This window comes from Sphingobacterium sp. IITKGP-BTPF85 (assembly GCF_001006065.1).
GTDB classification, from domain to species: Bacteria; Bacteroidota; Bacteroidia; order Sphingobacteriales; family Sphingobacteriaceae; genus Sphingobacterium; species Sphingobacterium anhuiense.
The window spans coordinates 13,863-27,650 of sequence record NZ_ASZT02000068.1 but is presented as its reverse complement, the minus strand read 5'-3'; the positions used below and the strand labels follow the sequence as shown (position 1 = coordinate 27,650).

At 36.6% G+C, this 13,788-nt stretch carries 13 protein-coding genes and 4 pseudogenes; 10 read left to right on the top strand and 7 right to left on the bottom strand.

Translation table 11 applies throughout. The features are described 5' to 3' along the window. The 9 genes and pseudogenes from L950_RS30195 to L950_RS14145 form a co-directional block, all read left to right on the top strand. On the top strand, positions 1-370 hold a 370-nt coding region (locus L950_RS30195), incomplete at its 5' end, for a hypothetical protein (protein ID WP_037526986.1). Positions 371-443: 73 nt separating this feature from the next. Beyond that, positions 444-1,187, top strand: coding sequence for a DeoR/GlpR family DNA-binding transcription regulator (locus L950_RS14175; RefSeq protein WP_021191414.1), 744 nt, complete (start codon positions 444-446; stop codon positions 1,185-1,187). 55 nt (positions 1,188-1,242) lie between these two features. Beyond that, complete coding sequence (locus L950_RS14170) at positions 1,243-2,595, top strand: flippase (protein WP_021191413.1); 1,353 nt, start codon at positions 1,243-1,245, stop codon at positions 2,593-2,595. 28 nt (positions 2,596-2,623) lie between these two features. Then, on the top strand, positions 2,624-3,265 hold the full coding sequence (locus L950_RS14165) for an SAM-dependent methyltransferase (protein ID WP_021191412.1): 642 nt from the start codon (positions 2,624-2,626) through the stop codon (positions 3,263-3,265). A 5-nt stretch (positions 3,266-3,270) separates the two neighbouring features. After that, positions 3,271-3,936, top strand: a complete 666-nt coding sequence (locus tag L950_RS14160; RefSeq protein ID WP_316930642.1) for a glycosyltransferase — start codon at positions 3,271-3,273, stop codon at positions 3,934-3,936. Beyond that, positions 3,936-4,181: a hypothetical protein gene (locus tag L950_RS36585; RefSeq protein ID WP_316930641.1), complete on the top strand. Its 246-nt coding sequence runs from the start codon at positions 3,936-3,938 to the stop codon at positions 4,179-4,181. The genes L950_RS14160 and L950_RS36585 overlap by 1 nt, the downstream gene beginning before the upstream one ends. A 1-nt stretch (position 4,182) precedes the next feature. Further along, entirely contained in the window at positions 4,183-4,938 is a 756-nt protein-coding gene (locus L950_RS14155; RefSeq protein ID WP_021191411.1) for a glycosyltransferase family 2 protein, read from the top strand. After that, on the top strand, positions 4,938-5,153 hold the full coding sequence (locus L950_RS14150; protein WP_021191410.1) for a DUF3820 family protein: 216 nt from the start codon (positions 4,938-4,940) through the stop codon (positions 5,151-5,153). Before L950_RS14155 ends, L950_RS14150 begins: the two co-directional genes overlap by 1 nt. 168 nt (positions 5,154-5,321) lie before the next feature. Then, a pseudogene (locus L950_RS14145) lies at positions 5,322-6,306 on the top strand (rhodanese-related sulfurtransferase). A 64-nt stretch (positions 6,307-6,370) separates the two neighbouring features. Here the strand turns inward: L950_RS14145 and trmB are convergent. The 4 genes and pseudogenes from trmB to L950_RS14125 all read right to left on the bottom strand — a co-directional run bounded on the left by trmB (position 6,371) and on the right by L950_RS14125 (position 8,574). Beyond that, positions 6,371-7,026, bottom strand: a pseudogene (gene trmB, locus L950_RS14140) (tRNA (guanosine(46)-N7)-methyltransferase TrmB). 291 nt (positions 7,027-7,317) lie between these two features. Beyond that, positions 7,318-7,824, bottom strand: a complete 507-nt coding sequence (locus tag L950_RS14135) for a hypothetical protein (RefSeq protein ID WP_021191408.1) — start codon at positions 7,822-7,824, stop codon at positions 7,318-7,320. Then, entirely contained in the window at positions 7,799-8,218 is a 420-nt protein-coding gene (locus tag L950_RS14130) for a hypothetical protein (RefSeq protein ID WP_021191407.1), read from the bottom strand. The genes L950_RS14135 and L950_RS14130 overlap by 26 nt, the downstream gene beginning before the upstream one ends. An 86-nt stretch (positions 8,219-8,304) precedes the next feature. Continuing rightward, positions 8,305-8,574 carry a YtxH domain-containing protein gene (locus L950_RS14125; protein ID WP_021191406.1) on the bottom strand — a complete coding sequence of 90 codons (270 nt, stop codon included), beginning with the start codon at positions 8,572-8,574 and terminating at the stop codon, positions 8,305-8,307. A gap of 239 nt (positions 8,575-8,813) precedes the next feature. On the opposite strand from L950_RS14125, the pseudogene L950_RS14120 reads away from it, so the two are divergent. Beyond that, a pseudogene (locus L950_RS14120) lies at positions 8,814-10,351 on the top strand (YifB family Mg chelatase-like AAA ATPase). 2 nt (positions 10,352-10,353) lie between these two features. Here the strand turns inward: L950_RS14120 and L950_RS14115 are convergent. The 3 genes and pseudogenes from L950_RS14115 to ftsH all read right to left on the bottom strand — a co-directional run bounded on the left by L950_RS14115 (position 10,354) and on the right by ftsH (position 13,760). Continuing rightward, positions 10,354-10,977 (bottom strand): rhomboid family intramembrane serine protease, encoded by a 624-nt coding sequence (locus tag L950_RS14115; protein WP_021191405.1) that lies wholly within the window; start codon positions 10,975-10,977, stop codon positions 10,354-10,356. A gap of 4 nt (positions 10,978-10,981) precedes the next feature. Continuing rightward, on the bottom strand, positions 10,982-11,629 hold the full coding sequence (locus L950_RS14110; protein WP_021191404.1) for a lactate utilization protein C: 648 nt from the start codon (positions 11,627-11,629) through the stop codon (positions 10,982-10,984). 59 nt (positions 11,630-11,688) lie between these two features. Next, a pseudogene (gene ftsH / locus L950_RS14105) lies at positions 11,689-13,760 on the bottom strand (ATP-dependent zinc metalloprotease FtsH). Between the last annotated feature and the right edge of the window lie 28 nt (positions 13,761-13,788).

Sequence of the window (13,788 nt, the reverse complement as noted above, 5' to 3'; positions counted from 1 at the left end):
CACGCCTGCTGAAACAGCAAAAAAGCCTGCTGGATTTAAACCTAGATTTAAGGCTGGAGTAACAAAACCGGCGACTGCAGCAGAACCTACAGATGCGGAACAAAAAGTAGATGCACAGCTTGATAAAACGGACCAACAGGACACGCCTGCTGAAGCAGCAAACAAACCTGCTGGATTTAAACCTAGATTTAAAGCAGGACTAACAAAACAAGCTACTACAGCAGAACCGATAAATACGGAACATAAAACAGAAGAGCAAAAGGATCAAACTGTTAAAGAGGATCCCATTGAACCAGCTAGCAAACCGACTGGTTTTAAACCGCGATTTAAAGCGGGAGTAACGCAGATAAAAAATAAAGATAACGGTTAAAATACTTTTATTTTTTATACCTTCATTTAATTACATTTGTATATAAATTATTTCGACTATATAACTATCTGTCATGTTAAAAGAGGAAAGACAAGCTTTTATTATACACCAAATAAATCTGCACAATAAAGTATTATCTTCAGATTTAAGCATTCAGCTCAATGTTTCTGAAGACACGATACGTCGTGATTTAAATGAATTAGCGGAAAATGGCAAAGTACTAAAGGTTTACGGTGGAGCCTTATCCAAATCTTTTCAATTTCCTTTTCAAGATGGAAATGTTTATGCGAAAGAAGCTAAAAAGGAAATCGCTAAAAAAGCAATTACTTTACTTCAAAATGGCATGACCATTCTTGCTGGTGGTGGAACAACAATGATTGAACTTGCTCGACTAGTACCGGACAGTCTTCAATGTACCATATTTACAATCAGCCCCCTTGTTGCATTAGAATTAGCTGAAAAACCTAACTTAGAGGTTATTTTAATTGGTGGAAAACTTTCTAGAAATACAAATATCGTATCGGGATCTCAAGTAACCAATGAGCTCTCTGATATCAAAGTAGATCTTTGTTTATTAGGAACAAATAGTCTTTCCACTCAAGATGGCGTTACAGATTCTGATTGGGAAGTTGTCCAAATTAAAAAAGCCATGATTAAATGTTCAAGCAAACTAGTTATCTTAAGCATTGCCGAAAAATTAAACTCGGTTCAGAAAATGAAAGTTGTTCCAATTCATGATGTCAATTACCTTGTAACAGACCTTAATCCAACACACCCGAGCTTAATCGAATTCTCCAATACGATTAATGTATTGTAATAATACGGTGGGATTCTCATGCAAACCTCTAAAAAATCAGTAGGTTTGCATCATAATGAAAATACCGGCATTACCAGGATTTAATCCAGAGGCATTCGAAAAATATTTCAAAAACACGGGTTGGCTTTTAATGGCCCGTGTAGGATCCCTGTTTATCAAGATGTTGGTCACAACTGTTGCATTACCTTCCTATTTAGGTAGTGCAAATTTCGGTACTTACAGTTATCCCTTAGTTTTGCTTGCTTTCTTTACAGGCATTTCCACAATGGGTACCGATGGCCTCATTACCCGACAAATCATTCAACATCCTGAAAAGGAAAATGAGCTTTTAGGTTCGGCATTACGCATTCGTATCATAACGGGTTTACTCGTCTTACCACTTATTTACATCACTTACTTTTTCATCGCTCAATACGCACCAGAGGCCCCAGCTGCTACCTTCAAACAAATTGTACTAGTCTCCTTTATATGCATCATACAGGCCGTTCAGATCATCGACAGCTTCTTTCAGGCCAAAGTGAAAGGTAAGATGATTATGATCGTACAGGTAGGAGGAAACATTCTTTCTGCGGCTATAAAACTGATATTAATTCTGTTAAAAGCACCACTAGATGCCTTCATCTGGACTTTAGTGATTGATGTTCTTATTTTACAAATCGGGTATTTAGCACTCTACCGTAAACTGGGGCATCATATTTCCAAATGGAAATATGACGCCACTACCGCTAAAGAATTGATCAAACAGGGCTGGCCATTGGCCTTCTCTTCTTTGTTTATTACCTTTTACATGAAGATCGACCAATTGATGATCGATGCGATATTGGGTAAATCAGCATTAGGAGTTTATACGGTTGTCGTAAATTTTAGCGAAAGTTGGTATTTTATACCTGTTGCTATTTCCACATCATTATTCCCCGCCATAATGAATGCGCGAAAAGGAAGTCCTGAGTTATATCAAAAAAGACTTGGAAACTTATATGAGCTTATGGTTTTTGTTAGCGTATCTGTTGCTTTGGTTGTTACATTCCTTGCTCCCTTTATATTTAAATATTATAAGCCAGAGTACGCACCTGGACTGCATACACTTCAAGTACATATTTGGGCAGGGGTTTTTACGTTCTTAGGAACAGCAAGTGCGCAATATCTCATTGCTGAAGGCCTGACAAAGATCACCTTATACCGAACAGCTTTTGGTGCAATTGTTAATGTCGTGCTGAATTATTTCTTCATACCAAAATTTGGAATTATTGGAGCTGCTTACGCAACGCTGATCGCCTATTTTGCTTCGACTTTTTTCCTTCTTTTCATTAAAAGAACTCGCCCAAATGCTATTTTAATGATAAAATCCCTCTTCCTATTAGGGCTTTTATCTACGATAAAAGAAAGATTTTTGAAAATAAATCGCTAAGTTTATTTCCACTAATAAAATCTAAAAAATGGAAAAAACAGGTAGCTATCAATCATTATTCAATAGTAAATTAATTAAGGGGTTATTATCCTTGGCCTTTAAGGGATATTTCGTTCAGACAGGCTGGATCAACTCCTATTTAAACAAAGAATCATTAGATCCGAATGGGAATCCGATCCCTTGGCTCACTTACTCCTTTTTAGATTTTATTGATGGTCGCTTAAATAAAGATTTATTACTTTTTGAATACGGAGCAGGCAATTCAACCTTATTCTATGCAAAACATGTCAAAAAAGTAACTGCTGTAGAACATGATAAAAATTGGTTTGAACGTATCAAAAATCAAATGCCTGCCAATGTCGATATTAAGAACATTTCTTTAGAAAATGACGACTATATCAACGCAATAAATCAGGAAGACCAGCTTTTTGATATTGTTATTGTTGATGGCAGAAAGCGCGTTGCCTGCTGTAAAAGTGCCATTGAAAAATTGAGCACTGGCGGTGTATTGATATTGGACGATTCAGAAAGAGCACACTACCAACCTGCTATTGACTTTCTTTTACAACAAGGATTTAAACATATCCCATTTTCAGGTATAGCAATCGGTGCTATACATCGAAAAGCGACATCCCTATTTTACAAAGAAAATAACTGCTTAGGAATATAACCATAATGTCAACAGCTCCCATTATCTTATTCGTTTACAATCGACCAGATCACACTTTACGTACGTTAAAGGCACTGGAAAATAATAATCTGGCTTCCGAGTCTGAATTATTTATTTACGCGGATGCTGCTAAAAATGAGCAATCAAAGGCTGCAGTAGAACAAGTACGGGAAATTATCAGTAGAAATTGGAAATTCAAAACTGTTACCCTTATTTTAAGGGAATCGAATTGCGGATTAGCAGCAAATGTCATCGACGGTGTAACTAAAATTGTAAAACAATATGGTCAAGTGATCGTTCTAGAAGATGATTTAGTAACTTCCCCATTTGCTTTGCAATACTTTAATGATGCTCTAGAACTTTACCGACATCAAGATCAGGTCATGCAGATATCTGGCTATGGTTATCCCGTAAAAGATATTGAAACTCTACCTGAAACGTTTTTCTTTAGAGTAGCAAATAGTTGGGGCTGGGCAACATGGGATCGCGCTTGGAATCATTTCAATAGCGATATTAATAACCTAACAGATGATTTTACAGCTGATCAAATTCACCAATTTAGTATAGAGGGCAAAGAGAATTTTTGGAAGCAGGTGAAAGAATTTAAAGCTGGAAAAATCAACTCTTGGGCTATCCGCTGGTATGCATCTGTTTTAAAAACAACGGATTAGTGCTCTATCCGCGAAATTCATTGACACAGAATATCGGTAATGATGGATCCGGAACACATACAGCAGCAGAGACGACCTATCAAGTTGTACTTGCGAATAAAAAAATAACACAATTTCCGCAAGAAATTCAAGAGCATGCCCAAGCATATCAATCAATTAAGTATTTTTATGCCCATAGAAAAGGTTCGCTTTTACAAAGAGGGATCCGTTTTGCAAAAAAGAAACTCAACGAATTAAAAAAATAACATGTATAATAACCCCACATTTTCCATCATTACAGTCGTTTACAATAATGTGCGGGATATTGAACATACCCTAAAATCTGTTGTTAATCAAACCTACAAACATGTAGAATACATTGTTATTGACGGCTTATCTACAGATGGAACTTTGGATGTGATCGAAAAATATAGACCACAGGTATCGGTTATTTTATCCGAAAAGGATAACGGGATTTACGATGCAATGAATAAAGGTCTAGCGCTGGCCACAGGTGATTATGTTTTATTTCTGAATTCTGGAGATGAGTTGTACAGTAAGGAAACGTTAGCAAACCTCGCTGAAGTAAGTGAAGGAGCTGATATTATTTATGGTGAAACTTTCTTAATAAACGAACAACGAGAAATAATTGGTGAACGCCGGCATAAGGTTCCTGCATATTTTAACTGGAAAAGCTTTCGCTATGGCATGAATATCTGTCATCAGGCAATCTATATCAAACGCACTATTGCAGAACCTTATGACTTACAATACAAATTGTGTGCAGATATAGATTGGGTCATCAAGGCCGCAAAAAAATCATCTATCACTGTAAATGCCCATCAACATGTTGCGCGTTATTTAGTTGGCGGAATGTCGAAACAAAGACATCGCGAATCCTTGAAAGAGCGTTATGACATTTTTCAAAAATACTACGGTAGAATTCCCAATCTGTTCAACCATTTTATAATTGCACTGAAAATGATTGTATACCGTATCAAAAATGGTAATCCCGAAGACTAATGATGAACCCAGAAATACTTACGGAACTTGTAACAGTTAAAATGCCTTTTGGAAAATACCAAGGCTACACACTCTGTAACCTACCCGAACCTTATCTGGTATGGTTCCACCAGAAAGGTTTTCCACCAGGAAAGCTGGGGATTCAGCTGGGTACATTATATGAAATCAAATTAAATGGACTCGAGTATTTACTAGAGCCCCTGAAGAAAAAGTGACGAATATTATGGATGTAAAGGTTGTAGTTCTTTATGTTCCATCCCAATAATCGTCCTTCGTAGGTATATGAGAAAAAGTTAAAAATTGTATAATTTCCAATTTTTAACTAAATTTGGCCTATAATTCATTTGCATTAAACGCCGTTTGCAGCGGTATCAATGAAAACTATGGCACAATATCAAACTTTACTGTACTATTGCTACAGTCCTATCGCTGACGCTGAAAAATTCGCGGCAGATCATTTAGAATTTTGTAAATCATTAAATTTAGTTGGACGTATTATCGTTGCTGACGAAGGTCTTAACGGAACGGTTTCGGGTTCACCAGAGTCTTGCCAAGCGTATATGGATGCCATTTATGCCGATGGAAGATTTAATCATACCGAGTTTAAAATAGACGATGTTACGGAACCATCTTTTATTAAGATGCACTGCCGTTACAAAACTGAAATTGTTCACTCGGGTTTACGGGATCCAAAAATTATTGACCCCACTCAGAAAACAGGAATACATCTTGAACCTAAAGACTTCATGGAAATGAAAGATCAAGATGATGTTGTTGTTCTTGATGTACGCTCTAATTATGAACATAATGTTGGTCACTTTAGAAATGCCGTAACCTTAGACATTGAAAATTCAGAGAATTCCCTGAAAAAGTTAAAGAACTCGAAAAATATAAAGGTAAAAAAATCTTAACCTACTGTACTGGTGGTATCAAATGTGAAAAGGCATCAGCATTATTACTTGCAGAAGGTTTTGAAGATGTTTATCAACTACATGGCGGTATTATCAAATATGGTAAAGAAGCCGGAGGTAAAGACTTCGATGGTAAATGTTACGTCTTTGATAACAGGGTTACTGTTGATGTCAACTCTGTAAACCCCGTCGTGGTTTCAAAATGTAAAAACTGCGGAAAAGAAACACCAAAAATGATTAATTGTGCCAGCCCGATCTGCAATGAGCATTTCACACAATGTGATGAGTGTGGTGAAAAACTTGAGGCTGTTGCTCTACGGCTTGCCAAGAAGATCCGTTGAAGCGTACCTATGATGGCACAGGCTACTATGTTAAGATACCTCAACCGGTCAACATCGAAAAAATAAGCAAAAGAAAACATAAAAACTTTCCTCCTAAAGCGCAAGTAGAGGCATAAATAAGAAGGCTCCATCCGATTAGGATGGAGCCTTCTTATTTATGAAATGCATTTCAGAAAAGAATTATATCTGATCAAATGACCATTTAACATAGTTTATATTTTTATCAACAGCCAAATATTTCTTCTCATAATATGTTTTAATAGACAGAACCTCATCTACTAAATCAGAATGATACAAATCTGCTGTTTCGACATGTTTAGGCAATCCTAAGATTTCAATCTGTTCTAATGTGTAATTATAAAAACCATCATTGTCAGTTTTCAGGTTCATAAATCCACCATCATTTAAAACAAACTTATAACGGCCTAGGAAAGTTGGATTGGTCAGTCTTTTTTTCTCACGGCTATCCTGCGGTTGTGGGTCTGGGAATGTAATCCAGATTTCGGAAACTTCATTTTCTGCAAAATATTCTAAAATCGTTTCAATCTGAATACGTAGAAATCCAACATTAGTAATACCTTCTTCAATAGCAGTTTTTGCTCCTCTCCAAATCCGGTTACCCTTATAGTCAACACCAATAAAATTCTTTTCAGGGAAAAGCTTCGCCAAATTGACAGTATATTCACCTTTTCCACAAGCAACTCTACAACAATTGGATTATCATTTTTAAAATGCGTTTTAGCCCATTGACCTTTAAGCGCTTTACCTGCATCAAGTTCTACGACGTTGTCAAAAGTACCAATTTCTGCAAATTTTCTAAGTTTGTCTTTACCCATTATAATAAAATATCCTGCAAAAATAATCTTATTCTTGCAGTAATCAATAGTATAGTAAAATTAAGTGGGGAGTATGACCAATCAAAGTTTAGCCAGGAGGTCATGAAATCGTAAATGTCATTGCAACATTCAAAAATTCATCTTATAAAATAAGTAGGGATAGCTTTTATGAAACAGCTAAATATTATTAGCAATAGAATGACAAAAGAAAAATAGCTATCGCCAGCAATTCATTAATAAAGCCAACATCTGGCTTTGGTCAATAGTACTGAAGGAAAACAGTTATCCTCATTAATAAGTTTCACTATAGGAAGGTATACCATATTCATTCACCTGATCTTCTACTACTGGAAGCTTCTCCATATCAACCTTTTTTTTCTTATTCTTTTTTGGTTTAATAAAATCTGTTACTTTCTCGATAATACTTGAAATTTTATCTTGATTAACCTGACCAAGAGCTTTTTCCGAAGCTAACAGAAGAAGAGCCTTTTTCAAAACACCAGCTTTTTTAAAGAAAAATCTGTTCATAACAAAAGGCACACCAATGCGCAGGGCTTTAGTTACCCAGTCTGAGTTAGTGCCACCGCTATTTGTCGAAGCAAAAAGGCCTGATATGATATTTGCACCCGGAATATTAGATTTAAGCGCATTAAAAATACGTACAGGTGTCTCTATTTTATGATTCAATAATTTAACTTGAGACTTTAAATACGCTTCCTGTTCGTTCTTCAAAATCTTGAGACGCGCGATTTCTGCCTTAAGCTCTGCGAGGTTATGAATTTTGCTTTTTTTCGTCATCTTCTAAGTTTTCTTGTTTCAAATTATTTTCTTCTTCATCTGATTCATCATCCCATTTTGCAGAGAATCTGCGGATAGATAAATCCATAAATTTGGTCTCTAATTTTGGCTCTAATACACAAATCAGTAACAGTATCACCAAAAATATTACGGCTGTAGCTAAAAATCCTAAAGAATTACTACCTAATACTTCTCCCAAATAAAAACCAAGGGCAAGACAAAGGAAAAATATAATAAATAAGGTTAAAATAATTTTTGCTCCATCGACAATTAAGCTTGCGATCAAACGGGAAGATCGCTCAACGGTCTTTAGCCGAATTAAATTTAATTGCGAATCTAAATATTCCTTGGTCTTTTGGAATGTTCCACTAAGCGAGAATTTTTCTTCTTCCATTTATTTTTATTTTAACAATCAGAGGCTTTTTTAGCCTCTGATAATATGATCTATAATATTTTTTTAAGCTCTAAAACAACAGCCACTTACGCGTGTTCTGTTATTTCGTCTTCGAAGATTTCTTCCCCTTTATTGATTTTTGTTTTAAGGGTTGAAACTATTTTTTCCTTGAAGTCATTTAGCTGATCAAACTGCTCTTCTGCGCGTTCACGGATAGCATCTCCCAAATCTGCTAATGATTCATTTAACTTGTCTCTTGTCTCTGTTCCTTTATCAGGTGCGAATAAAATTCCTAAAGCGGTTCCTGCAGCTAACCCTGCCAATAATGCCACTACTACTTTACTAGTATCATTCATATTCTTAAACTTTAAATGTTAATTCTTTGCAATCCGTTCTATTCATTAATAATACAAATAGAGTAGCAAATCGTTTGCCAAAACCAATTATTTTTTGACATATGATAAATATCAATTACTACAATATAATGTATCTTATCTAAAACCACAACTTCATGCTGTTCCTCAAAGGAAAAAAATAATTCTCAAGAAATAGTTAAACCTTTTTATTAACTTTAATGATCAGTTAGACCAATTATATGTTAACAAAAACCTATAGTAGTGCAGTATATGGCATTGAAGCCACGAGTGTAGCTGTTGAAGTAAATATCACAGCAGGAACAAGATATTATATTGTTGGATTGCCCGATAATGCTGTCAAAGAAAGTTTACAGCGCATAGAAAGTGCCATTGTGTCTTGCGGTCTTCGCATGCCCAGACAAAAAATCGTTGTCAATCTTGCCCCAGCAGATATTCGCAAAGAAGGCTCAGCTTATGATCTTGCAATTGCGACAGCAATACTGGCTTCGTCTAATCAAATTAATGCGGACAAATTAACGGATTATCTGATATTGGGAGAGCTATCACTAGATGGTAAGATTCAAGCTATAAAGGGAGTGTTACCAATCGCTATTCAGGCGCTTAAGGATAATTTTAAAGGAATTATTCTTCCGAATACAAATGCAAGAGAAGCCGCAATTGTATCAAATCTTAAAATATTCGGAGTTGATAATCTGACGGAAGTAGTGGATTTTTTTAACGACAAGTATGACCTTAAGCCAACTGCTATCAATATTGAAGAAGAGTTTTTAAACAAAATCGATCATGCTGAAACTGATTTTGGTGATGTTAGAGGTCAGGAAAACATTAAAAGAGCTTTAGAAATTGCGGCATCCGGCGGTCACAACGTTATTTTAATAGGTCCGCCAGGAGCAGGTAAAACAATGCTGGCAAAGCGATTAGCGACGATCTTACCACCATTAACAATAGAAGAATCATTAGAGACCACCAAAATTCACTCTGTTGCAGGACAGCTTTTAGCCAAGGAATCGTTGATGACAACTAGGCCCTTTCGGTCTCCCCATCACACCATTTCTGATGTTGCTCTGGTCGGGGGCGGCGCAACTCCTCAACCTGGAGAGATCTCATTATCACATAATGGTGTTTTATTTCTGGATGAACTTCCTGAGTTTAAAAGAACTGTACTTGAAGTGATGCGACAACCATTGGAGTCTCGGAATATTACAATCTCAAGAGCAAAATTTTCGGTCGATTATCCAGCAAGCTTTATGTTAATTGCTGCCATGAATCCATGCCCATGTGGGTATTACAATCATCCCGAAAAGAATGCATATGTGGAAGCAATACCGTGCAACGTTATTTAAGCAAGATATCAGGACCACTACTGGATCGGATCGATCTCCACGTGGAAGTTACACCGGTAGCATTTAAAGAGCTTGTATCTAATGAAACATCAGAAAAAAGCATCGTGGTTCGACAACGTGTCATTGCTGCCAGAAAAATTCAAAACGAACGTTTTAAACAGTATAGTGAAATCCATAATAATGCTCAAATGAGCAGTACTCAGGTTCGTGAACGCTGTCAGATAGATCAGCAGGGAACACAGCTCCTTAAAGTTGCCATGGAGAAATTAGGTTTATCAGCAAGAGCATATGACCGCATCTTAAAAGTAGCTAGAACAATCGCCGACATGGAACAAGAAACCAACATCCAGAATCATCATCTCGCTGAAGCAATACAATATAGAAGCTTAGACCGCGAGAACTGGGCAGGATAATGCTAAAATTGACTTATAAAATGTTTAAAAATCCATGGATAGAGCAACAAGGTAATAATCACTCCAGAGATTGCTCCAAATAAATGCGCATCGTGGTTGACACCGTCTTTTGAATTTTTAGATGCCCAAATACAGTAACCAAGAAAAAGTACGGCAAATATATAAGCTGGCATTGGAATGATCATAAAGATACCGAGCATCATTTTAGGATCAAACATGATATAGCTAAATAAAACGGCACAGATTGCTCCCGAAGCACCTAAACTATAATAGCCCGGATTATTTTTGTGCTGGAAAATGGTAGGAATATCACTCAGTATTAAACTGGAAATATAAATGATTGCAAATTGAAGGTGCCCCCAATCACTGACCTGGATCAATATTTTTTCTAAGCCAAATCCGAAATAATAAAATGTGATCATATTAAAAAGGAGATGCCCCCAATCTTTATGAACCATGCCACTGGTTAAAATAGTATAAATGCGTTTTTTACGATATATACTATAAGGATGTAACATCATCTCTCCCAATACTTGAGGATTTGAAAAACTATAGATACTTGAAGCCACTGTCAAAGCAAAGATAATACTCGCAACTGGAGTTAAAAAAAGGTATTCCTGTATCATATAATTAAAAACGATCCTCTAATAATAAAACATATAATTCTTTTGGTCCATGAGCCCCCAGGACCAGGCGTTTTTCGATATCTGCTGTACGGGAAGGTCCAGTGACTGTCGAAACCATTGTGGGCATTTCATTACCGTAGCGACGCTGCATATAGGATAATGCATCTTTAATATCCCAGACCATCTGCGAGGCTTTTGCAATAACAATATGGATGGGCGGATAGATTCCCAATCTACGTCCTGATGCATTAGCATTGCTGACCATGATACTACCGTTACGCGCAATCATAACTTCACAAGAAGTTATCCCTGCATCGGCTGCATCAAATTCAATTTCATCCGTATGTATAGGAAAACCGTAAGGGTTTAAAAGGTCTTGAACTCCTTTTTCCCAGGTAAATATCTTTTTAATATTATTTTCCTCCGTCAGATTAATCAAATTCTCAATCAGTTCAATCTCGCCATCACAATACAAAAACTTCCCCCCTACTGCTGTTAATTCGCGTGCAAAGGTCACATCCACAAGCTCATCTTCCTCCTGATATAAAGGTGTCTTCTGAAATTTGGGATGTGGATTTTCTGTCTTTTCTAACAGAGCTTTTCTTATTTTGCTAAGCATCTGCTCTTTGCTGCTGCTATTTTTAACATTCATTCGGTGGAATTGATAAAAAATACAGCGCTTCTTTTCAGAAGCGCTGTAGAATTAAAAATTTATGTGTTTGGATTATCCTCTTCTTTAATACCTACTTTTGGTTCTGCGCTGCTCGCCTCTTCAGGTAACACATCTAATGGAAGATCTGTTTGCGGAACACCGCCACCATCTCCACTATTCACAAACTCATCATACGTTGTTTTTGTATCAAAAGGGCGTTTTCCCAATATTTCTTCCAGATCACTTTGAAATAAGATTTCCTTCTCTAATAGTTTTTCGGCAATCGCAACTAAACCTTCTTGTTTATCTAACAATAACTGTTTTGTTCTTGCATAAACGTCAGTAATTAAATTACGTACCTCAGAATCAATTAACTCTGCCGTTTTGTCAGAATAAGGTTTATGAAATTGTTCAGATCCGTCACGGAATGAAACATTACCAACCTTATCATTCATACCATAGATAGCAACCATAGCATATGCTAATTTTGTGATTCTTTCCAAATCATTTTGTGCACCAGTAGATATACGTCCAAATGTAATATCTTCAGCTACACGGCCACCCATCGTCATACACAAACTATCAACTAACTGCTCAGTAGTATATAAAAACTGTTCCCTTGGTAAATACTGCGCATATCCCAGTGCAGCAACTCCACGAGGCACGATAGACACTTTCACCAATGGATCAGCATGCTCTAAGAACCAACCTGCAATCGCATGGCCGGCCTCATGGTAAGCAACAATTTTCTTCTCTTCTGGTGAAATGATTTTATTTTTTTTCTCAAGACCTCCAATAACACGATCTACCGCATCTTGAAAATCTTGCATATCAATCTCTGTCTTATTCTTACGTGCTGCAATTAAAGCCGCCTCATTACAAACATTGGCAATCTCTGCACCAGCAAATCCCGGAGTTTGTGCAGACAGTTTTTTAGCATCAACTTCTTCCGATAACTTTAATGGTTTCAAGTGAACTTTAAAAATATGCTCACGACCGATTAAATCGGGTTTATCAATAGAAACCTGTCTATCAAAACGTCCTGGACGCAACAATGCACTATCTAATACATCAATACGGTTGGTCGCTGCTAAAATAATAACTCCTGAATCCGTTCCAAAACCATCCATCTCAACAAGAAGCTGATTTAGAGTATTTTCACGTTCATCATTACCACCCATCATGGAGTTTTTACCACGTGCACGGCCTATAGCATCAATCTCATCGATAAAGATGATACATGGTGCTTTTTCCTTTGCCTGCTTAAACAAATCACGAACACGAGAAGCACCGACACCCACAAACATCTCAACAAAATCAGAACCTGATAAAGAGAAGAAAGGAACTTGTGCTTCACCTGCCACAGCTTTCGCAAGTAACGTTTTACCGGTTCCCGGAGGGCCAACTAATAATGCTCCTTTAGGAATTTTACCACCTAAATTTGTGTATTTGCGTGGGTTTTTCAAGAAATCCACAATTTCCATTACTTCTTGTTTGGCTTCTTCTAAACCTGCAACATCATTAAAAGTAATATTAATGGAAGACTCTTTATCAAACAGCTGTGCTTTAGATTTACCAATATTAAATATCTGACCGCCACCACCAGCGCCACCACCATTCATACGACGCATCAAGAATAACCATAATAATACCATCACAACAAGTGGTAAAATAAAGGTCACAAAATAATTAGCCCATGGGTTAGAACGATCTTCATAACTTACACTTAATCGCGGCGTACCTGCAGGAAGATTTTCTTGCGCCGCTTTTAAGTTTGAAGCTAAAATATCAGCCGAAGCTTCAGTAAAGTAATATTGAGGGCCTACTTCAGGGTTCAATGACAATGCATTTGCTCCTGGAGCCACATTTTTATATTTTTCATCTTTTAAACGATCTTTCTTGATATAAACATCAATATGTACAAGATCATTTTTCTTAGTACCTTCTAATCTTTCTACATCACCTGTTGGTAAAATGGTAGATTCAAATTCACTGTACGTGATTTTTTAGCCGAATTATCACTAAAAACGTATTGTAGGGCAAAAAAAACCAATATCAAAGCAAAACTAAGCCACATGACATTAAACTTGGGCGGTTTTGGGGTTATTTTACCAGTTGGTATTTTCTTCATTCTTTCTTATTTATATCGTTTTAATTCT